General features: G+C 70.1%; 15 protein-coding genes. 7 read left to right on the forward strand and 8 right to left on the reverse strand.

The genetic code is table 11. The annotated features are described in order from the left end of the window. Window positions 1-4 precede the first annotated feature (4 nt). Together AB0M67_RS01435 and AB0M67_RS01440 are read left to right on the forward strand one after the other, a co-directional pair. Complete coding sequence (locus tag AB0M67_RS01435) at window positions 5-646, forward strand: hypothetical protein (protein WP_365741349.1); 642 nt, start codon at window positions 5-7, stop codon at window positions 644-646. Window positions 647-767: 121 nt separating this feature from the next. Then, window positions 768-2,000 (forward strand): hypothetical protein, encoded by a 1,233-nt coding sequence (locus AB0M67_RS01440; protein WP_365741352.1) that lies wholly within the window; start codon window positions 768-770, stop codon window positions 1,998-2,000. 69 nt (window positions 2,001-2,069) lie between these two features. On the opposite strand, the gene AB0M67_RS01445 is transcribed toward AB0M67_RS01440, so the two are convergent. The 4 genes from AB0M67_RS01445 to AB0M67_RS01460 all read right to left on the reverse strand — a co-directional run bounded on the left by AB0M67_RS01445 (window position 2,070) and on the right by AB0M67_RS01460 (window position 6,354). Further along, window positions 2,070-2,594: a methylated-DNA--[protein]-cysteine S-methyltransferase gene (locus tag AB0M67_RS01445; protein WP_365741354.1), complete on the reverse strand. Its 525-nt coding sequence runs from the start codon at window positions 2,592-2,594 to the stop codon at window positions 2,070-2,072. A gap of 11 nt (window positions 2,595-2,605) precedes the next feature. Next, window positions 2,606-4,114 (reverse strand): AlkA N-terminal domain-containing protein, encoded by a 1,509-nt coding sequence (locus tag AB0M67_RS01450; RefSeq protein ID WP_365741356.1) that lies wholly within the window; start codon window positions 4,112-4,114, stop codon window positions 2,606-2,608. A 65-nt stretch (window positions 4,115-4,179) separates the two neighbouring features. Next, a complete protein-coding gene (locus AB0M67_RS01455; RefSeq protein WP_365741358.1) occupies window positions 4,180-4,770 on the reverse strand; it encodes an O-acetyl-ADP-ribose deacetylase in 591 nt (196 codons plus the stop codon). A 168-nt stretch (window positions 4,771-4,938) separates the two neighbouring features. After that, complete coding sequence (locus AB0M67_RS01460) at window positions 4,939-6,354, reverse strand: NAD(P)/FAD-dependent oxidoreductase (RefSeq protein ID WP_365741361.1); 1,416 nt, start codon at window positions 6,352-6,354, stop codon at window positions 4,939-4,941. A gap of 86 nt (window positions 6,355-6,440) precedes the next feature. On the opposite strand from AB0M67_RS01460, the gene AB0M67_RS01465 reads away from it, so the two are divergent. Beyond that, complete coding sequence (locus AB0M67_RS01465; RefSeq protein WP_365741364.1) at window positions 6,441-7,307, forward strand: nucleotidyltransferase domain-containing protein; 867 nt, start codon at window positions 6,441-6,443, stop codon at window positions 7,305-7,307. A 39-nt stretch (window positions 7,308-7,346) separates the two neighbouring features. On the opposite strand, the gene AB0M67_RS01470 is transcribed toward AB0M67_RS01465, so the two are convergent. From AB0M67_RS01470 to AB0M67_RS01480, 3 genes are all read right to left on the reverse strand, one after another. Further along, window positions 7,347-8,207: an inositol monophosphatase family protein gene (locus AB0M67_RS01470; RefSeq protein WP_365741366.1), complete on the reverse strand. Its 861-nt coding sequence runs from the start codon at window positions 8,205-8,207 to the stop codon at window positions 7,347-7,349. Window positions 8,208-8,371: 164 nt separating this feature from the next. Next, window positions 8,372-10,192: a gamma-glutamyltransferase gene (locus AB0M67_RS01475; RefSeq protein ID WP_365741368.1), complete on the reverse strand. Its 1,821-nt coding sequence runs from the start codon at window positions 10,190-10,192 to the stop codon at window positions 8,372-8,374. Between the two features lie 142 nt (window positions 10,193-10,334). Beyond that, a complete protein-coding gene (locus tag AB0M67_RS01480) occupies window positions 10,335-13,793 on the reverse strand; it encodes a DNRLRE domain-containing protein (protein ID WP_365741370.1) in 3,459 nt (1,152 codons plus the stop codon). 522 nt (window positions 13,794-14,315) lie between these two features. Here AB0M67_RS01480 and AB0M67_RS01485 point away from each other — a divergent pair. The 4 genes from AB0M67_RS01485 to AB0M67_RS01500 all read left to right on the forward strand — a co-directional run bounded on the left by AB0M67_RS01485 (window position 14,316) and on the right by AB0M67_RS01500 (window position 24,143). Beyond that, window positions 14,316-21,302, forward strand: a complete 6,987-nt coding sequence (locus AB0M67_RS01485) for an RHS repeat-associated core domain-containing protein (protein WP_365741373.1) — start codon at window positions 14,316-14,318, stop codon at window positions 21,300-21,302. A gap of 61 nt (window positions 21,303-21,363) precedes the next feature. After that, on the forward strand, window positions 21,364-21,849 hold the full coding sequence (locus AB0M67_RS01490; RefSeq protein WP_365741376.1) for a hypothetical protein: 486 nt from the start codon (window positions 21,364-21,366) through the stop codon (window positions 21,847-21,849). Window positions 21,850-22,536: 687 nt separating this feature from the next. Continuing rightward, entirely contained in the window at window positions 22,537-22,947 is a 411-nt protein-coding gene (locus AB0M67_RS01495) for a hypothetical protein (protein ID WP_365741377.1), read from the forward strand. Between the two features lie 140 nt (window positions 22,948-23,087). Beyond that, complete coding sequence (locus AB0M67_RS01500) at window positions 23,088-24,143, forward strand: lipoate--protein ligase family protein (protein WP_365741828.1); 1,056 nt, start codon at window positions 23,088-23,090, stop codon at window positions 24,141-24,143. A gap of 134 nt (window positions 24,144-24,277) precedes the next feature. Here the strand turns inward: AB0M67_RS01500 and AB0M67_RS01505 are convergent, their stop codons facing one another. Then, complete coding sequence (locus AB0M67_RS01505) at window positions 24,278-25,843, reverse strand: NCS1 family nucleobase:cation symporter-1 (protein ID WP_365741379.1); 1,566 nt, start codon at window positions 25,841-25,843, stop codon at window positions 24,278-24,280. Window positions 25,844-26,015: the final 172 nt, after the last annotated feature.

Raw genomic sequence — 26,015 nt, forward strand, 5'->3', positions numbered from 1 at the left:
GGACATGAACCCGGAGAATCCCGTCGTACAGCTCTGCGCGCAGGGCATGCGGGCCGAGGCCGAGGGCCACGAGGACGACGCGCGTGAGCTGTTCCTCCGCGCCTGGGAAGCGGCCGGGGACGACTTCGAGGCATGTGTGGCCGCGCACTATCTCGCGCGCCATCAGCCGACCCCGGAGGAGACCCTGCGCTGGAACCAGGAGTGTCTGACCCGCGCCGACCGGGTCGGCGACGAACGCGTCCGCGGCTTCTACGCCTCCCTGCACGGAAACATGGGCCGGGCCCAACTCGCGCTCGGCAGGCCCGGACCGGCCCGCGCGCACTTCCGCTCGGCGGCCGAGCGTCTTGACGACGTACCGCCCGGCCCGTACCGGGAGTGGGTCCGGCTCTGTGTCGCCCGGGGGCTGCGGGCCACCGACGACGCGCCCGCGCCGGACGATCCGGTCCGTGACCTGCTGACGCGGCTGTGCGCACGCGCCGATCTCGAAGCGCTGAGCCTGCTCCTCCCCGCCTATCTGGGCAGCCTCGGCACGCCCGAGGACGAGGAACGCCTCACCACCGCCCTGCGGATGCTCCACGCCGAGAAGCGGCTGCCCGCCCCCGAGCAGTCCGCGCTGAGCGAGGCCATCACGCTGCGCGCCGCCTGACACCGTTCCCCGGGTGGGGTGTTGACGGTCCGCCAGGGGCGTTCCCCCACGTTCATTCCGTGTTGTGCCTCCGTGCACGGCGGCCCGGCATCATCCTGGAACCCCAGGACTCGGAGGCATCATGCGAAGGCATCCACGCGGCCGGTTCGCGGCCCTGTTCATGTCCGTGGTCGTGGTGTCGGCCCTCGGCGCCGGCGCGGCGCAGGCCCTGACCCCCTCCGAGGCCGCGCCGCCCGCCACCCTGCCCAGCCGTCCCGCCGCGCTGCCCGCCCGTGTCGACGGCGGTACGTGGCAGTCCGGACATCTCCAGGGCATGGCCATCGACCGCCGCAAGGGCCGTATGTACTTCTCCTTCACCAACCTCCTGGTGAAGACGGATCTGGCCGGCAAGCCCCTCGGCTCCGTCACCGGCTTCACCGGCCACCTCGGTGACCTGGACTTCAACGAGGAGGACGGACGGGTCTACGGCTCGCTGGAGTACAAGGCCGCGAAGGCGTTCTACATCGCGGTCTTCGACGGGGACCGCATCACCCGGATGAACATGGACGCCGCGTCCACCGGCGTGGTCTCCACCGTCCATCTCCAGGAGGTCGTGCGGGACTACACGGCCGACATGGACGGTGACGGCGTCTTCGACGGCGACACCGCCAAGACCGCCGACCACCGGTACGGCTGCAGCGGCATCGACGGCGTCGCGTTCGGGCCCTCCTTCGACCGCGAGGGCGGTACGAAACTGACCGTCGCGTACGGGGTCTACGCCCACACCGGCCGCCAGGACAACGACAATCAGGTCCTGCTCCAGTACGACGTCCGGCAGTGGAAGCGGTACGAGCGCCCGCTGACGGAGGACGCCCCGCACACGAGCGGCCCGTCCTCCCCCGACGGCAAGTACTTCGCGTACACCGGGAACACCACCTACGGCGTGCAGAACCTGGAGTACGACGCGGCGAGCGGCGATTGGCTGATGGCCGTGTACAAGGGCACCAAACCGGGCTTCCCCAACTACTCGCTCTTCGTCCTCGACGGCTCGAAGCGGCCCGTGTGGGGCACCGTACCGGGCCAGCGGCCGTCCGAGCGCGGGCAGTTGCTGCCGCTCCTGCCGCGCGGGCTGCATGACGCGGCGTCCGGGGTGTACGGCTGGGAGTCGGCCGGACAGTACGGGCTGATCTCGCTCGGCGGCGGCCGCTACTACGTCGCCGAGGCCGGTACGGTCCAGGTCGACGGCGTCACCCGGCAGACCGGCCGCGCGGTCCTGCACCGCTGGACGGGGCTGACCCCGAACCCCTTCGCGCCCGTGACACCGGCGCCGCCGGTCGGGCCCGTACCGCGGGCGGGCGCCGTGCGGGCCGGGTGATCACCCAGAACTCGGACGGCACGTTCGGTGATCAGAAGCCCGGTCGGTGATCAGAAGCACGGCCGGTGATCAGAAGAGCGTGGCGGTGGCGGGGGCCTCGGCCGCCGCTCCTTCGAAGACCAGCAGCCGCTGCTTGCGGTCGAGCCCGCCACCGTAGCCGGTGAGTCCGCCGGTCGAGCCGATCACCCGGTGGCAGGGCACGATGATGCCGATGGGGTTCTTGCCGTTGGCCAGCCCCACCGCGCGCGAGGCGCCCGGCTTGCCCAGGGACTCGGCCAGTTCGCCGTACGAACGTGTCTCGCCGTACGGAATCCGCTGGAGCCCGCCCCAGACCGCGCGCTGGAACGGGGTGCCGTTCAGCCGCAGGGGCAGATCGAACTCCGTCAGCTCACCGTCGAAGTACGCGCCGAGCTGACGCACCACCTCGGCGAAGGGGCTCGGGTCCGGCTCCCCGAAGGTCTCCTCCGGCGGGCGGTGCCGCTGCCCGACCATGTACAGGCCGCTCAGCGCGCCGTCGGTGGCGACCAGGGTCAGTGGTCCGTAGGGGCTGTCGATCACCGTGTGGACGATGTGCTGCCCATGTTCCGCTGTCATGACGAACTTCCTTACCCGGGAAGGTGGTTGATGGCGTGGTCCTCGGTGGCCCATAGATACTGCACGGCATACGCCCGCCAGGGCCGCCACGCGGCGGCGCGTGCGGTGAGCGCGGCGGGTGTGGACGGCAGGCCGAGGCCCGCGGCGGCCCGGCGCATACCGAGATCGGTCGGCAGGAACGCGTCGGGGTCGCCGAGCGCGCGCATGGCGATCACCTCGACCGTCCACGGCCCGAACCCGGGCAGGGCGATGAGCTGTTCCCGTGCCAGGTCCCAGTCGCTGTCGGGGCCGAGCCTGAGCGAGCCGTCGGCGAGGGCCGCGACCAGCGTGGTCAGGGTGGTGCGTCTGCTGCGCGGCAGGGCCAGGGCCTCCGGGTCGAGCCCGGCCAGGGCCTCGGGGGCCGGGAAGAGATGGGTGAGCCCGCCCTCGGGGTCGTCGACCGGCTCGCCGTGCGCCGTGACCAGCCGGGCCGCGTGGGTGCGGGCCGCGGCGGTGGAGACCTGCTGGCCGAGCACGGCGCGCACGGCGAACTCGGCGGCGTCCACGGTACGGGGCACGCGCCGCCCCGGTGCCTTGTCGACCAGCGGGGTCAATCGCGGGTCGGCGCGCAGCTGTTCGTCCACGGCCACCGGGTCGGCGTCCAGGTCGAGCATCCGGCGGCAGCTGCTGATGGCGAGCGTGAGATCGCGCGGATCGGTGAGCGAGAGCCGGCACGCGATGTGGTCGGGGCGCGGGGAGAGGGCGACGATGCCGTGTCCGTACGGGAGGGAGAGCGTGCGGCGGTACGCGCCGTCCCGCCACTCCTCGACGCCCGGAACCGCGGTCGCGGCGAGATGTCCGAAGAGGTTGTCGGGGGTGAGTGGCGCCCGGAACGGCAGCCGCAGCGAGATCACCCCGGGGGTGGTCGCCGGCTCCGTACCGCGCGTACCGCGCGTACCGCGTTCGCCACGTGCACCGCGTTCGCCACGTGCGCGCAGCTCGCTCGGTGACAGCGCGAAGACCTCGCGGACGGTGTCGTTGAAGGCCCGGATCGACGAGAAGCCGGCCGCGAAGGCGACGTCCGCCATGGGGAGGCCGGTCGTCTCGATCAGCAGCCGGGCGGTCTGCGCGCGCTGGGCGCGGGCCAGGGCGAGCGGCCCCGCGCCCAGTTCGGCGAGGAGCTGCCGCTCGATCTGGCGTGCCGAGTAGCCGAGCCGGCCGGCCAGCCCGGGGACGCCTTCCCGGTCGACCACGCCGTCCTGGATGAGCCGTACGGCGCGGGCGACGGTGTCGGCGCGGGCGTTCCACTCGGGGGATCCGGGGCTGGTGTCGGGCCGGCACCGTTTGCAGGCGCGGAACCCGGCCTGCTGGCAGGCGGCGGCGCTGGGGTAGAAGGTCATGTTCTCGGCCTTGGGCGGCACGACGGGACAGCTGGGCCGGCAGTAGATCCCCGTGGTCAGGACCGCGGTGAAGAACCAGCCGTCGAACCGCGCGTCCTTGGACCGGACGGCCCGCACACAGCGCTCGCTATCGGTGTACATGGCTCCAGCATCCGTGACACGAGGGCTCCCGGCTGGCAGGAATCCGACATCAACCTTCGGACGACTCAGCCGTACGGGATGGCCAACGCCGTCTCGAACGCCCTGTACACCCGCTGTTCGAAGAGTACGAACCGCACTTCCTCGAAGGGCCGCCGTCCGGCGATGCCTTCCCCGGCCCGTCTCTCCGAAGCCCCGGTGGTTTCGGTGGTCTCCCAGGCCGCCAAGGTCTCCCGGACGGTACGTACGGCGATCCGCGCGGCGTCGTCCAGCGGCCACCGGTGGGTGCCGGCGGACACCGCGGGCAGCGCGATCGTGCGCGCGCCCAGCTCGGCCGCGACCTCCAGCGAGGTGCGGTAGCAGGAGGCGAGCAGGCTCGACCGGTCGTCGTACCGTACCCAGTGCGGCCCTACGGTGTGGATCACCCAGCGGGCCTGGAGGTGGCCCGCCGTGGTGGCGACGGACTGACCGGTGGCCACCCCGCGGCCGTACTTGGATTCGCGCAGCTCACTGCACGCGTTCGTGAGAGCCTGCCCGGCGCGGGCGTGGAGCGCGCCGTCGACACCCGAGCCGCCGAGCAGTCCGGAGTTCGCGGCGTTGACGAGCGCGTCGGCGCGCTGGTACGAGATGTCTCCGAGGACGAGAGTCAGCTTCGTCACGTATGACCTCCTCGGGCCCGGCACGGGCCCTGCTCATCGGCGACCAAGGGGGCGGATCATGCGGCGGCTCGGGCGGGGCGGATCGTGCGACGGGGCGGATCGTGCGACGGGTCATGCGGCGGCTCGGGCGCGCGGGGGCGCGGCGGGGTCCGGCCGCCCGGGGTCCGCTCAGGCGGCGCGCAGCATGCGCCACACCGCCTTGGCCGCGTTGTGCCCGGACATCCCGTGCACCCCGGGCCCCGGCGGGGTCGCGGAGGAGCAGAGGAAGACCGCGGGACGCGGGGTGGCGTACGGGAACAGGGAGATCTTCGGGCGCAGCAGCAGTTGGAGCCCGGAGGCGGCGCCGCACGCGATGTCCCCGCCCACGTAGTTGGCGTTACGGGCGGCCAGTTGGGGCGGGCCGGCGGTCGCACGGGCCAGGACGCGGTCGCGGAAGCCGGGCGCGAAGCGTTCTATCTGCCGTTCGACCGCGTCCGTGAGATCGCCCCGCCAGCCGTTCGGGACATGGCCGTACGCCCAGAAGACATGCTTGCCGTCGGGCGCGCGGGACGGGTCGACAAGGCTGGGCTGCGCGGTGATCAGGAACGGCGTCGGCGGCGCCTGTCCGCCCGCGGCCTGGCGCAGCGCGGTGCCGATCTCCCCGCTGGTGGGTCCGATCTGGACCGTGCCGGCCCGTCCTGGCTCCTCGGCCGTCCAGGGCACGGGGCCGTCCAGCGCGTAGTCGATCTTGAAGACGCTCGCCCCGTACCGGTACCCGTCGTAGGCCCTGCCGAGACCGGCGATCCTGGCCAGGGCGGTGGGTGAGGTGTCGAAGACATACGCGCGGGCGGGCGGCAGCTCGTCCAGCCGCTTGACCTCGTATCCGGTGTGGACCGTGCCTCCCAGGTCATGGAGGTACGCGGTGAGCGCGTCCGCGATCGACTGGGAGCCGCCGCGCGGCATCGGCCAGCCGCCGGCGTGCGCGGCGAGCGCGAAGACCAGACCGACGGCGCCGGTCGCGATCCCGTTCAGCGGGGCGATGACATGGGCGACGAGTCCGGCGAACAGGGCCTTCGCCTTCTCGTCGCGGAACCGGCGGGTCAGCCATGTGGAGGGCGGCAGTCCGGTGAGCCCGAACCGCGCCAGGGTGATCGGATCGCGCGGCAGCGCGGTCAGCGGCAGCGACATGAAGTCCTGCGCGAGGCTGTCCCATTTGCCGAGGAACGGGGCGACGAGCCGGCGGTACGCCCCCGCGTCGCGCGGCCCGAACGACATGGCTGTCTCGGCGACGGAGCGGGAGAGCACGGCCGCCGTCCCGTCGTCGAAGGGGTGCGCCATGGGCAGCTCGGGATGGAGCCACTCAAGGCCGTACCGCGCGAGCGGCATCGTCTTGAAGACGGGCGATCCCGCACCCAGCGGATGGACGGCGGAACAGGGGTCGTGGCGGAACCCGGGGAGCGTCAGCTCTTCCGTCCTGGCGCCGCCCCCCACGGTGTCCTTGGCCTCGAACATGGCCACGGAGAATCCACGCCTGGCCAGCTCGACCGCGGCGGTCAGCCCATTGGGTCCCGCCCCCACGACGACGGCATCGAGCATCGAGGTCACCTTCGGACTCCTTAGTCAGCCGATGGCAAGGAGCCCCAGGATATTCCCGGGCACTGACAGCCCGAACCCGGGTACTGTCCGCGACGATGAACACGACGATCGAAGCGATGGCGACGCGCCTGATGACCGTACGAGGCGTACGCGCCGTGGCCCTCGGCGGTAGCCGTGCCAGGGGCACGCACCGCCCCGAATCCGACTGGGACCTGGGCGTCTACTACCGCGGCGAGCCCGATGTCGCCGCGCTGGCGGCGCTGGCCACCGAGATGACCGGCTCCCCGGTGGAGGTCGCGGGCCCCGGCGGCTGGGGGCCCTGGGTGAACGGTGGTGCCTGGCTCTCCGTCGACGGGGTCGCGGTGGACTGGATCCTGCGGGACCTGGACCGGGTGGAACGGGTCTGGGCGGAGTGCCGGGAGGGCCGGTTCGAGATCGGCACACAGCCGGGCCATCCGCTGGGCTTCTGGTCACCCGCGTACGCCGGGGAGGTCGCGCTCTGCCGTGTACTGGCGGACACGGACGGCGAGTTGACTGCGCTGCGGGCGGCGACGCGCGGCTATCCGGAGCCGCTGCGGATCGCGCTCGCGGGGGCCGTCTGGGAGGCGGACTTCTCGGTGGCGGCGGCCCGCAAGGCCGCGGGCACCGCGCCGAGCGGCCCCGCCCCCGGCGAGGCCGGGTCCGGGACCGGAACCGAGACCGGGGCTGGGGGCGACGCGCTGTATGTGTCGCTCTGTCTGTCCCGGGCCTTCGGAATCCTCGTACAGGCCCTCCTCGCCCACCACCGGATCTGGTGTCTCAACGAAAAGGGCGCGCTCGCGACGGCCGCCGCGCTGCCGGACACCCCGCCGGACTTCGCGCGCCGGGTCGCGACGGCGCTGCGGGGGCTGGACGCGGCGGCGCTGGAGGTGGCGGACGCACTGGTGCGGGACGTACGGGCGGTGCTGGAGGACGGCGCCTGACGGCGTACGGATACGGAGTGCGGGACCTTTTCTCGACGCTCAGCCGCCGGCGAGCAGCCGCTCCCGCACCCGCTCGGCGGTCGCCGTGTCCCTGGCCGCCGTGAAGGGCAGCGCGTTGTCGCCGGTGATACGGAACGGCTCGCCCGTGAGCGTCAGCTGGGCGCCGCCCGCCTCCTCGACCAGCAGAAGGCCCGCCGCGTGGTCCCACGCCAGCTCCCAGTTGAAGGCCACCGCGTCCAGCGCGCCCCGCGCCACGCCCAGGTATTCGAGCCCGGCGGAGCCGCACGGTCGGGCTTCGACGCCCTCGGTGCGCAGCCCCAGCAGGGCGTGCTTCTGCTCGTCGGTGGTGTAGTCGGGGTGGGACATCGCGACCTGGAGCACCGCGCCGGGCGCGGGCGATCCGGAGTGCAGCGGGACACCGTCGAGCGTGGCGCCCCGGCCGCGTACGGCGATCGCCATCTCGTCGAGCGCCGCCGCGTATGTCCAGGACGCCAGCACCTCGCCGCCCTGCGCGAGGGCGACGAGCGTGCAGAAGCCCCGCTCGCCGCGGACGAACGGGCGGGTGCCGTCGACCGGGTCGACGATCCATACGGGCGCGTCACCGCGCAGCGCGTCGTACACCGAGGGATCCGCGTGCACCGCCTCCTCACCGACCACGACGGAGCCCGGGAGCAGCGCGGTGAGGGCGGCGGTGAGATATTCCTCCGCGCCCCGGTCCGCGACCGTCACCAGATCGTGCGGGCCGTGCTTCTCGACGATCTCGTGCGCGGCGAGCTGCCGGAAGCGCGGCATGATCTCCGTGGCGGCGGCCGCGCGCAGCGCCTCCTCGACGGCGGACACGCGGGGGCCGGGGGCCGCCCCCGGGAGGGGAACCGTTCCGTACACAGAGTCATCGATCATGCCCCCAGCCAACCACGCCCGGGTGACCGGCCGCCTGCCAGGTCATATGACGGGACGGCGGAAGGTCGGCGGGCAGTCGGCGGACAGTCGGCGGAAGGTCGGCGGAAGGTCGGCGGACAGGAGAGTCCGAATGCATGGCCGGTCGGCTCCGGAGGCGCGGGCGGTCAGCGGCCCACGGCGTACCCCTGCATGCCACGGGGGTTGGCCGCGGCCGAGAGGATGCCGGTCTCCGGGTCTCTGGCGACCGCGCAGAGCCGCCCCTCCGACCATGGATCGCCGACGGTCACCTCATGGCCCCTGCGGCGCAGTTCCTCGATGACCTCCGGGTCCATCCGGGACTCCACGGTCACGCTGCCCGGCCGCATGCCGCGCGGGTAGAACGAGCCGGGGAAGCTGTCGTTGTGCCAGTTGGGCGCGTCGATGGCGCCCTGGAGATCGAGTCCGCCGCGTACGGGCGGGCGCAGGGCGAGTGCCAGGAAGAAGTGCAGCTGCCACTGGTCCTGCTGGTCGCCGCCCGGCGTGCCGAAGGCCAGCACCGGTACGCCGTCGCGCAGCGCGAGGGACGGGGTGAGGGTGGTACGGGGCCTGCGGCCCGGCGTCAGGGAATTCGGCAGACCGGGGTCCAGCCAGGCCATCTGGAGCCGCGTACCGAGCGGGAATCCCAGCTCGGGCACGACCGGGTTGGACTGGAGCCAGCCGCCGCTGGGGGTGGCGGCGATCATGTTGCCCCAGCGGTCGACGATATCGAGGTGACAGGTGTCGCCCCGGGTGGCACCGTCCCTGGCCACGGTCGGCTCCCCGGCGCCGGGGAGCCCGAGCGGGTCGAAGCCGGGCTCGCCCGCGGCGACGGCGGTGGCGTGGCCGCTGAGCGCGGGCGCGCGTCCCCCGGGGCTGCCGGGGCGCAGCTCGTAGCAGGCGCGCTCACCGATGAGGGCGCGGCGCGCGGTGTTGTACGGCTCCGAGAGCAGCGCGGCGAGCGGGGTGCCCTCGCCCTCGGCACCGGCGTCTCCGTACCAGGCCTCCCGGTCCGCCATGGCGAGCTTGCAGCCCTCGATGAGGAGATGGACGTACTCCGCCGACCCGTACCGGGGCAGTTCGGCCGCGCGGGAGGGCAGCAGGGCGAGCTGCTGGAGGAGCGCGGGGCCCTGGCTCCAGCCGCCCGCCTTGCACAGGGTCCAGCCGTCCCACTCGTAGGTGACGGGCTCCTCGTACGTCGCGGACCAGCCCGCCAGATCGGCGGCGGTGAGGGTGCCGGTGTGGCGGGCGCCGCTGGTGTCCATGGTGGGGCGGGCGGAGTGCGCGACCAGGGCCTCGGCGATGAAGCCCGTACGCCAGACCGCTCTGGCGGCCTCGATCTGGGCCACCCGGTCCGCGCCGGCCTCCTCGGCCTCCGCGATCAGCCGGCGCCAGGTCGCGGCGAGCGCGGGGTTGCGGAACAGCTCACCGGGCGCGGGTGCCTTGCCGCCGGGGAGGTAGATGTCCAGGGACGAGGTCCACTCCGTCTCGAAGAGTTCGCGGACGCTCTCGACGGTCTCGCCGACCCGTTCGACGGGGGCGTGGCCGTCCTCCGCGTAGCCGATGGCGTAACGCAGCACCTGGGCCAGGGACTTGGTGCCGTGGTCGCGCAGCAGCAGCATCCAGGCGTCGAAGGCACCGGGTACGGCGGCGGCCAGCGGTCCGGTGCCGGGGACGAGTTCGAGGCCGAGCGAGCGGTAGTGTCCGATGGTCGCACCCGCGGGCGCGGGACCCTGGCCACAGAGGACCCGTACCTCACCGCCGGCGGGCGCGAGAATGATCGGCACCTCACCGGCGGGACCGTTGAGATGGGGTTCGACGACATGCAGGACGAAGCCGGCGGCGACGGCCGCGTCATAGGCGTTGCCGCCGTCCTCCAGGACGGCCATCGCGGACTGCGAGGCCAGCCAGTGGGTGGAGGAAACCATGCCGAAGGTTCCCTGGAGCGTCGGTCGGGTACTGAACCGCATGTCTCACCTCGGTGTTCGCTCGCGTCGGCCGGTCGCGCCGGCCTGCCACGTGTCCCCGTGGCAACGTGAGTCTCCTCCCCCACAGGAAGCCCAGCGATGCCGCACAGGGCGGCACGGACTGCTGCGAAGTCCGCATGAAGCGTCAGCCGATGGTCTGCCGGGTCTTCCACCAGGAGTACGAGCCGATGATCTCGCTGCCATTGCCGGTGAGTACGGTCCTGCTGCCGAGGTAGAGGCGTACGGAGCCGTTGGCGGGCACGGTCCAGATGTCGGGGATGGAGTCGCCGTTGGTGTCGGGGGTGCCCAGGATGTGCGGGATGGCCGTGCTCGACCAGCCGGACGCTCCGTACTCGGTGTCGGCTCCGCCCGCCGAATTCGCGGCCGCGGCGAGAGAGTCGAAGTCGACGCCGCCGGAAGCCGCCTTGATCCCCGTACGGAGCAGCAGCCGTCCGGTCCCATCGGTTCGGTAGAGCAGATCGGTGACACCGTCGCCGGAGATGTCCAGGGCCGTCACGATGTCCCGGTCGGTCCAGGAGGTGGCGGACAGCCGCGTGGCCTGTTCGATGATCGCGCCGTTGTAACCGGTCAGAACCCACAGGGCGTCGCCGACGGTGACGAAGAAGTCGGCTTTGCCGTCTCCGGTCGCGTCGCCCGCGGACAGGATCTGGCTGAAGCTGCTGGGCGTCGGGGCATCGGCCGGGAGCAGGATCTCGCGGCGCTTGGCCACATTCACGGCGCCGTAGCCGTCACCGGGGTAGACCCACAGCTTGTCGTCGACGCGTACGACGAGGTCCTGGAGGCCGTCGCCGCCGTAGATGTCCCCGTTATGGGTGATCAGCGCGTCGTCGAAGTGACCTGAAGGGGCGCCGACATAGGGGGGCAGGTCGTCGCCGTTGGGATCCTTGTCGGGGTTGTCGCGGTAGGCGCCGGACATGGCGAGGTCCAGGTCACCACTGCCCTCGCTGAGATCCTTGGTCGCCTGCGAGGGATAGAGGGAGAGATTGCCGCCCTCGGTGACGGCGAAGAGGTCGGGCATCCCGTCGCCGGTGAAGTCACCCGGGGCGTCGGCCTGGTCGCGTGGGCTGACGTAGAAGAAGTACTTGGTCGGGTCGGAGGCGTTGCCTGCGCCGTCCACGGTGCGTACGTAGAGCACGTTGGGGCCAGCCGTGGGTGGTTTGGCGTTCGAGATCGTCGCGCTGACGGTGGTCTCCGCGCCCGCGGTGCGGGACAGGGAGAAGGGGTAACTGGGAGAGTTGAAGCCGTACTCGTAGCGTACGACGTCCTTGTTCAGGGCACGGACGGTGAAGGAACCGGGGGTGCCGAACTTCTTCTTGCTCCAGATGGCGTCCTCGGTCTGGGTGCTGAAGCCGTTCTCGTTGTCGTCGGCGTTGGGGAAGTCGGTGGAGGAGATCTCGGGCGGCCGCGGGGCGGCGGTGTCGAGGACGAATCGGCAGGGGGTGTTCTTCGGGGAATATCCGGAGGAGGAGCCCGCGTCGTCGAAGGACCTCACGCGCCAGGAGTACACCGTGTTGTTGGTGAGCTTGCTGGTGGAGAAGGCGCTGGTGGTGACGCGGGCGCTGTCGCGGTTCCCGCCCACGGACTTCTTGCCGGTGGTCTTGAGCAGGTCACCGGTAGTGTCCCACTTGCCGGTCGGCCACAGGTCGAAGTCGAGGTAGTCGAGGTTCTTGTCCTTGTCGGTGGCCGAGGCGGTGAACGTGATCTCCCCGGCGCCCATCCGGACGTACGGCTCGGTGGTGGTGCACTTGGCCTCGGGGCCGAGATCGAGGGAAGTGGGCGCGCCGGGGCGGCGGTTGTAGTGGAGTTCGAGCACGGGTGCGTTCTCTCCGTTGGCGGCGAACTTCTTCCACGAGTACTGGGAGCCCTCGTTCACGGCGCGCATGCCGAAGGTGATGGTGTCCACGCCCTTGTCCGCCGCTTTCTGAGCGGCCTTCTTGACGTCGAAGGTCTCGTACGCGTCGCGGCAGCCGCTCTTGTAGCCGTGTGCGAAGCTCCTCGTGGTGATCTTGTTGCCGTCGTGGAGCCTGGGAGCGTTCTTCCAGTTTGTCCTGGAGTCGATGTCGCCGGTGAGGTGCACGCTCATGGCACGGTCGCTGCAGGACCAGGAGTAGGTCTCCAGCACGCGCAGCTGGGCCTTGGTGATGACCGCGCCCTTCAGGGAACCGTCGAAGTCGATGTTGAAGTAGGACCGCGAGGTGCCCCAGGTGTCGGACTCGAAGCCGACCCGCGCCTCGTGGGTGCCGCCCTTGTTGAAGCCCTTGCCGTTGTAGAAGGTGGCCTTGGGGTGGCGGTTGTAGACGGTGGTCCAGTTCTGGGTGTGCTTCTTGACCGAGGGGTCGATGAAGACCGGGAAGACGGTGGAGGGGTCGGACAGCAGGTCGGCGTCCGGGGTGATGACCCAGTTGGCACCGGAGAGATCGGCATCGACCAGCGCGCCGTGGGAGTCGGGGGACGGCCCGTCGAGCCCCGGCAGCGACAGGGTGGCGGCGGACCCGGACTGCGAGGGTGCGGGAGTCGGCTCGGCCGGTGCCGAGGGCAGCGGCGACTCCGGAACGGGCGGAACGGATTCGTCGCTCGCGGACGGCAGCACCTCGCCGTACGGGTCGCTCTGCTCGTCGGTCTCGGTATCGGGATCGGCGCTCGGCGGGGCCGAGGGCGACTCGTCGGGAACCGCGGTCTCCGAGGGCAGTTCCTCGGGCGCGGTGGGCTGCGCGGTGGCGCCGACCTCGCCGTCGGTGACCGCCGGGGCACCCGCGTTGTCCCACATCACCGGGGACGGGGACATCGCCACGTCGTCGCCGTGGGTGTCCTCGGCGCTGACGATGTCGGACGCGGGGTCCAGCCGGAAGGTGAGGGTCGGCGAGGTCAGGCCGTAGGAGAGCTGGGCGATGCGGGGATCGGCGGCGGCGGCGCGGTTCTTCACCACCAGGAGCTGCGCGAATCCGTCGTCGTCCGCGGTGAGCACCAGGTCCGCGCCGGGGATGATCTCGGGGTACAGCGCCCGGTTGGTGTCGATGATCGGCTGCGGGATCGGGCCGGGCCACGTGAGCTGGATGTCATGGCCATCCGAGTGCAGGGTGGCCAGCGGACTGCCGGCCTCGTCCGCGGCCTCGTTCTGGAGGAGCGAGACACGGCGCACCGTGGTGCGCGACGCGCGCTCCTCACGTTGTCCGTTGCCCGTCGACCCGGCGGAGAACACCATGCCGGTGTTGGTGGCTCTGGGCTCCCAGCCCCGGTCGGTGCGGTGCAGTGACCGGTCGATGGGCTTCCACTCCCCGTCCACCTTGGCGCGGATCGGTGAGACATGGATCTGACGGGACATCAGGCCGTCGGGGCGTGCCCAGGTGGTGGAGTCGGGCGTACGGAGCGATGTGGCCTCCACCGCCTTGCCGGTCTTCGCCGCGCGGGTGATGGCCTCGGACTCCGTCACCGCGGAAGCCGCCGACCGCGCCGGTGACGTGACACCCGGCTCGGGATCGGCGAGCCGTATCCCCGCGTAGGTCAGTCCGGTCGCGGCGACGGCCGCCGCGCACGCGATGGCGATGGCGCGCCGGACCGGCAGGTGATTCCCGCGTGGTGACATGAGTGAGACCCCTCCCCCTCGGCCCCGGCACACGGCGAATCGCCGACCGGAGAGACGAAGCCCGCCGCGCGGGCCTCAGCACACGGGACGAGCGAGCAGATCATGACCCATACGTAGCCGGTCGTCACCCTGCGAAAGCCCCGGAGAACTCCGGCGCACGGCGGTGCCGGTGGGGACGCCCTCGCTCCCGTCGGCCTCGTAGCGGGGTTTCAGTCCCTGACGGGATGACGGAAAGTATCCCAATTCACCCGTCTGGCGAGGCGAATTGCCCCCTGAAACGATCAACCGACCCTTTGGGTGCACTACTTCCGTGAGCCGCACAATCACACCACCTCGCCGCATACACAACATTTTCCCGAAGCGAGTGCGCAATTGACCCGCTACGCGGCGTGACCATGATCACTTGGTCATATTTCCTCTGGCCTTTCCTCACAAGCCCCCCACAGAATCAGCGCGTTCTTGTATGACGTCCCGTGCGGCCCCGCCCTGGTTCCGCGCCGAATGGTCCGGGGGGATCCTGGCGTGTCTCGTCTGTCTGAAACTCGCCGTCGCCGACGCCGTGTCCGCCACACCGTCGTGCCCGCCCTGGGCCTCGCCCTGCTGGTCACGCTGTTGCCCACGCAGGCCCTGGCCATCCCTCCCGACCCCGGCAAGGTCGGGCGCGAGGAACTCGTCCTGGAGAAGCTCGACCAGGACCAGCCTGTGTCGGGCAAGACCGTCAACAAGAACCTCGACAGTCTGAAGACCGAAACGCCGACGGATCTCAGCCAGGCTCCAGCGGGCACGACCACCGTCCCGCTCGCCGACACCGGCGTGGTCGACTTCGATTCGGGCATGACACCGGCGTCCGCGCGTACGGGCGGTGCCGTACGGGCGGCCACCACTCCGGTCGAGAACCTGCCGGTGAGTCTGGGGCAGGCCCCGGGGCAGCCGGCGCCGACCGGTGTCTGGCAGGTCACCGTCGACGGGCGGCCGGAGACAGTGGCGCAGGGCGTGGACGGCGCCGTGGTCACCGTGCAGGCTCCGCCCACTGGGGCAGTGCCCGTGTCGGTGAAGTTCGACTACAAGAAATTCAAGAACCTCTACGGCGCCGACTGGGCCTCGCGGCTGCGTTTTGTCCAGTTCCCGGAGTGCTACCTGACCACGCCCGGTCTTGAGGAATGCCAGGCGTACGAGGAACTGGAGACGGTCAACGACACCGGCACCGGGACGGTCACCGCGACGGTGGCCCCGGCTGCCGCGGACGGCACGGCCACCCCCGCCTCCGCCTCCGCCCCGTCGGCGAACGGCGCGGACTCGGCCGTCGTGCGGGCCGGCTACGGCAACCGCGTGGCCGCGGCGGCCGGAGGCGGCGCGGCGGTCCTCGGCGTCACCGACTCCGGTGAGGGCAAAGGCGGTTCGTTCAAGGCGACCCCGCTGGCAGCCAGCGGCACCTGGGCGGCCGGTGGGTCTTCCGGCGCCTTCACCTGGTCCTACCCGCTCACCGTTCCCCCGGCTCCGGCCGGACCGTCCCCCAACATCTCCTTCGACTACAACTCGCAGGAGGTGGACGGCAGGACGGCCGTCTCCTCGCCGCAGGCGTCATGGATCGGCGAGGGGTGGAACTACGAGCCCGGCCATATCGAGCGGCGCTACCGCTCCTGCAAGGACGACGCCAAGACCCTCACGGCGGGGACGCCCAACAACACCGCCGCGAAGAACAAGACGTCCGACCTGTGCTGGGTCTCCTACAACGCCGTGATGTCGCTGAACGGCAGGACCACCGAGCTGGTCCGTGTGGGCGCCACCGACACCTACCGTCCGCAGAACGACGACGGCACCCGTGTCGAGTTGAAAACCGGCGCCACCAATGGCGACAACAACGGCGAGTACTGGGTGGTCACCACCGCCGACGGCACGACGTACTTCTACGGCCTCAACGCCGTCGGCGGCGGCCACGCCAACACCGGCTCCGTCTCCACCGTCCCGGTGTACGGCAACCACCCCGAGGAGCCCTGCAACGCCCCCGCCTTCGCCGACTCACGCTGCGGCGCGGGCAAGCAGCAGGCGTGGCAGTGGGGTATGGACAAGGTGGTCGACGTCCATGGCAACGCGATGGTCGTCAACTGGAAGCAGGAGACCAACCACTACTCGGTCAACAAGAAGTTCTCGTCGCCGGAGAGCTACGACCGAGCCGCGTATCCCGTCTCCATCGAGTACGGGATGCGTACCGCCGATCTGACCAAGCCGTCGGCCACCGTCGAGTTCGGGGTCAAGCAGCGTTGTCTCGAAGCGGGGTCCGCCTGCGACGCGGGGAACTTCGCCAAGACCGACGACCCCGGCGCGTACCGGATCTGGTGGGACACTCCCGGCAACCTCAACTGCAAGTCGACCTCCAAACTCTGCCCCGCGTTTCCGTCCTTCTGGACCCAGCTGCGTCTGGACACGGTGACAACGAAGGCCGCACGCGCCGGCCAGACCGGACTGGGCAAGGTCGACACCTACACACTGCATCAGTCCTTCCCCAAGGACTGGTACGACACATCACCCGGCCTGTGGCTCAACTCCCTGACCCGTAGGGGCTTCGCCCCGGGCGACACCACCGGCACCCTCCAGTCCAAGGACGGCGTCAGCTTCGCCCACTACACGGTGGGCTCCTCATCCCCGCTGAGGGCACGCCTGAAGGACCGTCAGCTGCCCAACCTCGTTCCGTCCGGTCCGGGCGACAAGACTCCCGGCTTCACCCGCCCGCGCATCGGTACGGTCGCCACCGAGAACGGCGGCGACGTCGAGGTGGAGTACACCGGCGGCTGCTCCGCCGAACCCTCCACCGACAAGGGCAGGAACAACACCACCTGCTACCCGGTGCGCTGGTCCCCTGACGGTGAGGAGAAGACGCCCGCCAAGGCGTGGTTCAACAAGTACGTCATCGCCTCGGTCGTCGAGACCGACAAGGTCACCACGCACAGCAAGCCCGTCGTGACCTCGTACAAGTACACGTCTCCGGCCTGGGACAAGAGCGACGACGAGTTCGTCCGGCCGTCGCTGCGTACCCACAGCGTGTGGCGCGGCTACCGGCAGGTCGCGACGGCCAAGGGGAGTAAGTCCCTCACCCGGCAGGGCGATGCGAAGTCGGACTCGTACTCCGTCACGCGCTTCTTCCAGGGCACGGGCGGCGCGGTGAAGGATTCCACGGGCGCGGTGGAACTGGTCGCGGACGACGCACTCCAGTTCGCCGGAATGGCCGCGGAGACCCTCACTTACGAGCACTCCGAGGGACGCGTCCTCAAGCGCGCCCTGACGTTCCCGAAGTCCAAGCAGACGGCCTCCCGCGCCCGCGAGGCCGAGGACGGCACCGACCTCGACCCGCTGCTCGCCCACCGCACCTGGGTGGCACGCGCCGACGCCATCCAGACCATCGGCACCAACAGCTGGCAGACGGTCCGCACCGAGACCACAGTGGAAGACACCTACGGGCTGCCCACCCAGCTGGAGATGTCGGTCGTCAAACCCAATGGCACCGGCGAGACCGTCAGCAACCAGGTCTGCATGCGGTCTTCCTACGTGCACAACACCGCCGACTGGATCGTCGGGAAGACCAAGGAGACCCGCTCCACCGCGACGCCCTGTTCCGGCTTCGACACCGCCGACGCGAAGACGCAGCTGCTCAGCTCGGTACGTACCTCGTACGACGGCCAGGCGTGGGGCGCCGCCCCGGTCAAGGGTCTGGAAACCTCGGTGGCGGACATCAACGGTGAAGGGACATCCCACTCCGTGGTGACCACCAGCACCTACGATCCGCTGGGCCGGGTCAGAAAGGTCACCGCGCCGCTGACGGGCACCTCCGAGACCGTCTACACCCCGGGTGACAGCGGCGGACCGGTCACCTCTGTCAAGATCATCAACGCCAAGGGCCACACCTCCACCACGGCCTACGATCCGGGCCGCGCCCTCGCCCTGACCATCACCGACACCAACGGCAGAGTCACCCGTACCGAATACGACGCGCTGGGGCGCCTGATCAAGGGCTGGTCCCCGTCCCGCTCGTCCGGCGGGAAGTCCCCGGACACCGAGTTCGCCTACCGGACGGCCGTCGCGACGGACGACGAGACCACGCCCGCCGCTGTCACCGTCAAAACCCTCAAGGACGACGGGAGTTACGAACGGCAGGTCACGCTCTACGACGGCCTGATGCGTGCGGTGCAGACCCAGAGCGAAGCCCATGGGGCGGGCCGGATCATCACCGACACCAAGTACGACGACCACGGCCTGGTCCAGGAGCAGACCGGCGGCTACCTCGCCAAGGGCGACCCGGAAACCAAGCTGTTCGCCCGTATATCCGAGTCGCTGGTACCGAACAAGACCAGAACGCGGTACGACGGCCTGGAACGGCCTGTCGAGTCGGCGGTGTACTACGGCGGCACCTACAAGTACGCCACGGGCACCACGTACCGCGACACCTCCGTCTATGTCGACCCCGCCGGTTCGACCGCCCCGGCGACCGAGAGCTACACCGACGCGATGGGGCGGATCACGTCGGTCCGGCACTACACCACCCCTGAGGGCACCGGTGCCTGGCGGACGACGAACTACACCTACGACGCGCGGGGCAACCGCACCAAGGTCACCGACCCGGCCGGCAACGCCTGGACCTACACCTACGACGTCCGCGGCCGGCTGACGGAGTCCACCGACCCCGACACCGGTGATGCCACCATCGGTTACGACGACGCCGACCGCAAGATCAGGACCACCGACGCGCGTGGCAAGAGCGTCTACACCGACTACGACCAGCTGAGCCGCCCCACCGCCGTCCGCGAGGGCTCGGCCACCGCCGCACCGGTCAAGGAATTCACCTACGACAGCCTGCCCGGCGCGGTCGGCCGGCCTGTTGCCTCGATCCGTCACGACGCGTCCGGCGACTACATCAACCGGATCACCGGCTACGACACCGACTACCTGCCCACCGGCCGGGAAACGGTCATCCCCGCCCATGCGATGACGGCCGGGCTGTCCGGCACCTACGCGTACTCCTACACCTACACCCCCACCGGAAAGCCCCTGTCGGTCACCCTCCCGGCGAAGGGCGGCCTGGCCCGCGAGAAGGTCGTCACCCGCTACGACGCCGACGGTCTGCCGGAGTCGACCTCGGGTCTCAACTGGTACACGTCCGACGTCACTTACTCCCCCTACGGCGAGGCACTGCGCACCGTCAGCGGATCGCAGCCGTCACGGGTGTGGACGACCAACTTCGTCGACCAGCACTCCGGAAGCCTCCAGCGCTCCGTCACCGACCGTGAGACGGCGGGCACGCACCGGGTCTCCGACAGCTACTACTCCTACAACACCGCGGGCACCATCACCTCCAACGCCCGCAAGCTCACCGACGCCACCGGCGACACCTGGGACAACCAGTGCTACACCTATGACGCGCTGGGTGAACTCGTCCACGCGTGGACCTCGAACATCACCCCCAACAACTCGGGTACCGGCTGCCGCTCCTCCAGCGGCAGCGCCTGGGGATACCGCACCGACGGCGCCCCTTCCAGCGGCCCGGTGGCCGACGCCGCCAACACGGTCACGGACACCACCAGTCCCGACGCGGGACTGACCGACTCACTGGCCGCCGCCGCCCCCAGCACGGGCACCAGCACCACGACGGTCTCCACCGGCGCCACCGCCTACCGTCAGTCCTTCACCTACGACTGGCTCGGCAACCGCGCCACCCTCACCGAACACAACACCGCCGACGCCGCCAAGAACGTCACGTACACATACGGATACGGCCGCCAGGTCACCGGCAAGGGCCTCACACAACCGCACACCCTCTCCACGATCAGCTCCACCCCCTCGGGACAGGCCAGTTCCTACACCAACGACGCGGTCGGCAACACCACCGGCAGAAATCTCCCGGACACCACCCAGACTCTGGACTGGACCGCCGAGAACAAGCTCGACACGATCACCGACGACGGCGTCAGAACACGGTACGTCTACGACGCCGACGGCAATCGCATCCTGGAGAACTCGCCCACCGGTTCCACGCTGTACCTGGGCGAGACCGAGCTGACCACCGACTCCACCGGCAAGATCACCCGCTCCTCCCGCGCGTACGCCCACGCCGGTGCCCCCACCGTCGTCCGCACCACCGTCAACGGCGCCAGTACGGGCCACAAGCTCAACGTCCTCATCGCCGACCAGCTCGGCACCGCCAACACGACCGTGGAGCTGGGCAGCACCCAGACCGTCACCCGACGCGCCTTCAAACCGTACGGAGAGGTGCGCGGCCCCAAGCCGTCAACCTGGCCGAACAAGCGCGGCTACCTCGGCGTCGGCATCGACGACGCGGCCACCGGCCTCACCCACATCGGGGCCCGCGAATACGACCAGGCGGCCGGCCGCTTCCTCTCGGCGGACCCCGTCATCGACATCAGCGAACCGCTCCAGATGAACGGCTACGCCTACGCCGGCAACAGCCCCATCAGCACGAGCGACCCGACCGGACTCTGCCCGGCGGACATCTGTGGCACCGGGCCCGCGAACCCATCGCAGCACTATGGCGGCGGCGGCAACAACACAAGCGACAGCGGAAGTGGAAGCGGAAGCGGAAGCTCGTCAGGAAGCAGCTCTTCAGGCAGTTCAGGCACCACAACCACCGTCACGTACACGACGACCAAGACGGTCACGGTGACCAAGCCCGCGCCCTGTGACTGGTGGTGCAAGGCCAAGGGCTGGATGAAGAAACACGTCACCGTCGTCACCATCGTCACCGAAGTCGTGGTCGGGGTGACCTGCGGAGCCGTCGCGGTCGGCGTCGGCGCGGCGACCGCGGGAGCCGGAGCCGTCGCCGTGGGAGCGGCCTGCGGAGCCATCGCGGGCGCGGCCGCCGGCGCGGTCGGCAACGCCCTCGATCCAAAGGCCGACCACAGCCTCGGCGGCTATGCCACCGCCGTAGGCAAGGGAGCCGCCGTCGGAGCCGTCGCCTCGGTCGTCGGCGGAGCCGTGGCCAAGGTGGCCGCCAAGGGCGCCAGAGCCGTCGGCTCCAAAATCCTCGGCAAAAGCAGCCCTAAGAATGCCGCGCCCACCGGACCTACTACGCGCGGGCCCGGCGGGAAAAGACCTTCCTACGTGAGGACAGAGTCAGCGCCCTCTGGATGGACACCAGAGGGACAAATGGCTCGCGGGAATGCGTTGGCCAAGGAAGCCGCGGTAACCAATAGGACCGCACGAACCCAGAGTCGCAGCTACGTTGCCGGTTACCACACAGAAACAGGGAAAATTGCGGTCGCATCATCCGGACCGGGTGTAGCAAATTGTGGCGCAGGCTTCTGCGCCGAAGGTAATGTCGCAGAGGCCCTCGGCGGAGATTGGGTTAATATAAGGTTCGGCATTGCGTACGTCGCCGAATCAACCGAGACCGGATTCGAAGCGGTTGGAAAGTATGTATGCGAATATTGCCAACTGGACTATCCTCCATCTAGCTTCGGGCCCGGGACCGCCGGACACCCCGCTGGCCCATGGTCCGACTGAACACACCACGCGACACACCTGATCAACCACAAAGGCGCCAAAAGGGTGCAATGGAGCGGAAATGTCAAGTTTGGCACAAATGGAGATAGGGCGTCACCCGTGGACCTCCGTGACGTGCGGCTGCGGAAGACCTTCAGACCACATCCTGAACTTGCTGAAGGAAGGCATCGAAGGGAACGGTGTCGCCCTGAGGGCTCTCGACGGCCACGTCTTCATCGAGTCGAATCTTCAGCCTCCAGCTCCCGCAGTGTGCGCCGTAGCCATGGCAGCACTCGTCGACACCCAGTCACCGGATCAGATTAAGCAACTACTCTGGCTTATCCTCTCGCTTGCGGCTGGCGAGGAGGATGGCGATTCCGCAGAGTCAAGCGTTTACTGGAAATGTCGCGAGACCATTCGTGACGGACTTTGGCTAATCTATCACGAAGCAGTAAATTCCAATGTTCGAGCAATCGAGCAATATGCGCTAGACATTGCGGAGATCGCGGAATGGGATGTTGATAGGCTGAACAGTTACCAACAAAAGGTGAGGGGATTCAAGGCGTAATGGAGTCGCCTCTTCCTCGAACTCAAAGCGGGGCGTGGCGGATTTCCCTGCTCCAGTTTCACGTTAGATGATGATGAGCGTCGGCGCGCAAATCCTCAACCTCGCGGTCTTCGTGAGGGCGAGGTTCCGGTAGCCGGTCAGCCTGGGAGATGTGGGGCCCGCCGGACTGGCCTGATCCGGAGGCACCTTGGGTGCCGTTCACCGGGTGAGACGCGGGGGGAGACGCGGGTGAGGGCAGGCTCAAGGCGGTCCTCGTGCGGGGACCGGCCGGGATCCGGTCCCCGGGTGGGAACCGGATCCCGGCCGGTCCCCCACCGCGTTCAGCGAGGTCTTGGGCCTTCGGCGGACAGCCCCTCACCGCGCAGCAGACCAAGAACCTCCTGCCCGCGTACCTGGTCTGGGCGCCCAGTTCCTCTAGTTGGTCACGCCGTTGCCGTTGCCCTCGCGCGGCAGCGTCTCGTTCGTAGAGAGCACATCGTCGCCGATGAGCTGATATCGGTCCCCGAGCCGGGCCATGGGCAGCCGCCAGGCCGTCCTCGGCCATCGGGTCCTCGATCCGCGGCGGGCCGTACAGCATGTGCTCCGACGGAAGAGGCCCGGCGGCTCGCGACAGCGCCGCCGTCACGACCGGGCGCGGCGCGGGAATTGGGTGGCCGGGGGCGCGGGCGGGCCGCTAGCTTCTGCCGTGTGATCACTCCCTCCAACGACGAACTCATCGAATCCGCTCAGGCCCTGCTGCATCCGCACACGGTCGGTGACCGGCTGTTCGGTGATGTGGCGTCCACGCTGGTCACCGACGCGGGCAACCTCTACTCGGGCGTGTGCATCGACACCGGCTCCGGCACGGGATTCTGCGCGGAGCACGCGGCCATCGCCGCCATGGTCACGGCCCGGGAGTACCGGATCGTCAAGATCGTGGCCGTCTGGCGCAACGAGGAGGGTGCCCTGCATGTGCTGCCACCGTGCGGACGCTGCCGGGAGTTCATCCGCCAGATCGATCACGCGAACATCGACGCCGAGGTGGTCCTCGGCAGGAGGGTCTCCGCGGGACTGCGGGAGCTGCTGCCCGCCAACGAGTGGCCCAGCCCGCTCGACTGACCCGCGACGGGCTCCCTCGTGGCCGACGGCGCGCGCGTACGCCCGGTCCGCGGCGGAATGAACCGCCTCGGCGTGAGCGTTCCGCTGAGCGGAGCAGGCACCTGTTCATGGGTGGGCCTGCCGGATCTGGAGGCATGACGGTGCACGGTGAGTACAAGGTCCCCGGCGGCAAGCTCGTCGTCGTCGATCTCGACACGGAGGACGGGCGGCTGCGCCATGTCCGGGTCTCCGGGGACTTCTTCCTGGAGCCCGACGACGCGATCGAGTCGATCGACCGGGCGCTGGAGGGCGCCCCCGCCGACACCGACGCCGCCGGGCTCGCCGCCCGTATCGAGGCGGCGCTGCCGGCCGGCACCGTGATGTACGGGCTCAGCGCCGAGGGCGTCGCCATCGCCGTACGCCGCGCGCTGGCACGCGCCACCGACTGGACGGACTACGACTGGCAGCTGATCCACTCGGCGCCGGAGTCCCCCGCCCTCCATATGGCGCTCGACGAGGTCATCACCACCGAGGTCGCCGCCGGATCGCGCCCGCCCACCCTGCGGGTCTGGGAGTGGGCCGCGCCCGCCGTGGTGATCGGCAGCTTCCAGTCACTGCGCAACGAGGTGGACCCCGAGGGCGCGGAACGCCATGGCATCACCGTGGTCCGCCGGATCTCCGGTGGCGGCGCGATGTTCATCGAACCGGGCAACACCATCACGTACTCCCTCTCCGTCCCCGACTCCCTCGTCAAGGGCCTCACCTTCGCCGACAGCTACGCCTATCTGGACGACTGGGTGCTGGGCGCGCTCGGCGACATGGGGATCACCGCCTGGTACCAGCCCCTCAACGACATCGCCACCGACGCGGGCAAGATCGCGGGCGCCGCCCAGAAGCGGATCGTGAGCGGTACGGGCGCGGTGCTGCACCATGTGACCATGGCGTACGACATCGACGCCGACAAGATGCTCGACGTGCTCCGCATCGGCCGCGAGAAGCTCTCGGACAAGGGCACCCGGAGCGCCAAGAAGCGCGTCGATCCGCTGCGCCGCCAGACAGGGCTGCCGCGCGAGACGGTCATCGAGCGGATGATCGACTCCTTCCGCGGCCGGTACGGACTGACCACGGGCAAGGTCACCGACGAGGAGATGGCGCGGGCCGGGGAACTGGCCACGACGAAGTTCGCCACCCCGGAGTGGACGGCCCGCGTGCCGTAGCCCCACCCCCGGTCAGCCCACGCCATCGGCCCGGTCAGCCCCTGCCCGTAGGCCCGGTCAGCCCCCGCCGTGGGCCCGGTCGGCCCGTCCCCCAGGCCGCGTCAGTCGCCCGTCCAGCCCGCGTCAGTCCCCCGTCATCCCGTCCCGACCCGGCCCGCTGCCCGCCCGCCCGGCCGACCAGGCAGCGTCAGGGCGACATACACCACCAGCGAGGCCGCCAGTCCGACCGCCCAGCCGTAGTCGGCGAGGGGCTTGAGGAAGGGGATCAGCCCGTCCTCGGGGAACGGGCCCTTGCCCGGTGCCGAGTGGGAACCGCCCACGGCCAGTACGCCGCCGACGGCGAAGGCGAGCACCGCTCGTGGGTTCCAGCCGTTGGCGTACCAGTAACGGCCGCCGGGGCGGTACAGGTCGGCCAGGTCGAGGACGGTGCGCCGGACGATCCAGTAGTCGGCGATCAGGATGCCCGCCACCGTACCGAGCAGACCGCCCACCAGACCGAGCCAGGTGAAGATGTACAGCTCGGGGGTGGCGGTGAGCTTCCACGGCATGATCACGACCCCGACCACACCCGTGATCAGCGCGCCCGTACGGAAGTTGATGAGCTTCGGAGCGAGGTTGGCGAGGTCGTACGCGGGCGAGACGACGTTGGCGGCGATATTCACGGAGATCGTCGCGATCAGTACGGTCACCAGCGCGAAGAGCAGGCCGAAGACACTGTCGGTCCTCGCGGCCAGTTCGACCGGATCCCAGACGGCCGCCCCGTACACCGCCTGCGAGCCCGAGGTGACGAAGACCGAGAGCACCGCGAAGAGGGTCATGGTCGTGGGCAGGCCGAGCGACTGGCCCCAGATCTGGGCGCGTTGCCCCGCGCCGAAGCGGGTGAAGTCGGGGATGTTCAGGGACAGCGTGGACCAGAAGGCGATCATCCCCATCAGGGACGGGAAGAAGACCGGCCAGAAGTCGGCGCCCCAGCCCAGCTCGGACGGCTGGTCGAGGAGCGGTCCGAGGCCGCCCGCCTTGACGGTGATCCAGACCAGCAGCACCAGCGCGCCGACGATCACGAAGGGCGCCGCCCAGTTCTCGAACCGCCGCAGGGTGTCCATCCCCCGGTAGATGATGGCGAGTTCGAGCGCCCAGAAGAGGACGAAGCAGAGCCAGAGAGTCCAGGGCTGGCCGCCGATCCTCGACGCCTCCGCCCAGCCGCCGAAGACCTTGTCGAGCAGGACGAAGATGCCCTGGCCGCCGATCCAGGTCTGGATCCCGAACCACGCGCAGGCGACCGCCGCCCTGATGAGCGCGGGCAGATTCGCGCCCCGCAGCCCGAACGAGGCGCGGGCGAGCACCGGGAAGGGAATGCCGTACTTCGGCCCCGCGTGCCCGGTCAGCAGCATCGGGAACAGCACGATCACATTGGCCAGCGCGATCGTGAGGACCGCCTGCTTCCAGTCCATGCCGAGGGTGACCAGCCCGGAGGCGAGCAGCCAGGACGGGATGTTGTGCGCCATCCCGACCCAGAGGGCGGCGAAGTTGTATGTCGTCCAGCGGCGGCGGGCCAACGGTACGGGCAGCAGATCCGCGTTGGCGAAGCGGCTGTCGTCGGGGACCGCGCCGGGCGGGAGTTCGACGCGGCCCTCGGGGTCGGTCCGCGCGGCGGCGGCTATCGGGTCTCCTGGGGAGGCGGGCGGTACGGTCGCGGTCATGACGGGGGACCCTTCGTTCGAGGGCGGGTGTCGGGGACGTCGAACGAGGCCGTGCGGGCGGCGGTGGGACCGAGAGCGCGATGGTGCGGACGGTGGTGGAACGGACAGCGCGATGGTGTCGGCGGTAGTGGAGCGGACAGCGCGATCGTGCGGGCGGCGGCGGACCGGTACA

It is taken from the genome of Streptomyces sp. NPDC051662, from assembly GCF_040681655.1.
In the GTDB taxonomy this organism is placed as follows: domain Bacteria; phylum Actinomycetota; class Actinomycetes; order Streptomycetales; family Streptomycetaceae; genus Streptomyces.

What these genes read in the sequence shown, in the direction of transcription:
- AB0M67_RS01435 (WP_365741349.1), top strand. Translation starts at nt 5, where the DNA reads ATGAACCCGGAGAATCCCGTCGTACAGCTCTGCGCGCAGGGCATGCGG.
- AB0M67_RS01440 (WP_365741352.1), top strand. Translation starts at nt 768, where the DNA reads ATGCGAAGGCATCCACGCGGCCGGTTCGCGGCCCTGTTCATGTCCGTG.
- AB0M67_RS01445 (WP_365741354.1), bottom strand. Translation starts at nt 2,594, where the DNA reads ATGACAGCGGAACATGGGCAGCACATCGTCCACACGGTGATCGACAGC.
- AB0M67_RS01450 (WP_365741356.1), bottom strand. Translation starts at nt 4,114, where the DNA reads ATGTACACCGATAGCGAGCGCTGTGTGCGGGCCGTCCGGTCCAAGGAC.
- AB0M67_RS01465 (WP_365741364.1), top strand. Translation starts at nt 6,441, where the DNA reads ATGAACACGACGATCGAAGCGATGGCGACGCGCCTGATGACCGTACGA.
- AB0M67_RS01470 (WP_365741366.1), bottom strand. Translation starts at nt 8,207, where the DNA reads ATGATCGATGACTCTGTGTACGGAACGGTTCCCCTCCCGGGGGCGGCC.
- AB0M67_RS01475 (WP_365741368.1), bottom strand. Translation starts at nt 10,192, where the DNA reads ATGCGGTTCAGTACCCGACCGACGCTCCAGGGAACCTTCGGCATGGTT.
- AB0M67_RS01480 (WP_365741370.1), bottom strand. Translation starts at nt 13,793, where the DNA reads ATGTCACCACGCGGGAATCACCTGCCGGTCCGGCGCGCCATCGCCATC.
- AB0M67_RS01490 (WP_365741376.1), top strand. Translation starts at nt 21,364, where the DNA reads ATGTCAAGTTTGGCACAAATGGAGATAGGGCGTCACCCGTGGACCTCC.
- AB0M67_RS01505 (WP_365741379.1), bottom strand. Translation starts at nt 25,843, where the DNA reads ATGACCGCGACCGTACCGCCCGCCTCCCCAGGAGACCCGATAGCCGCC.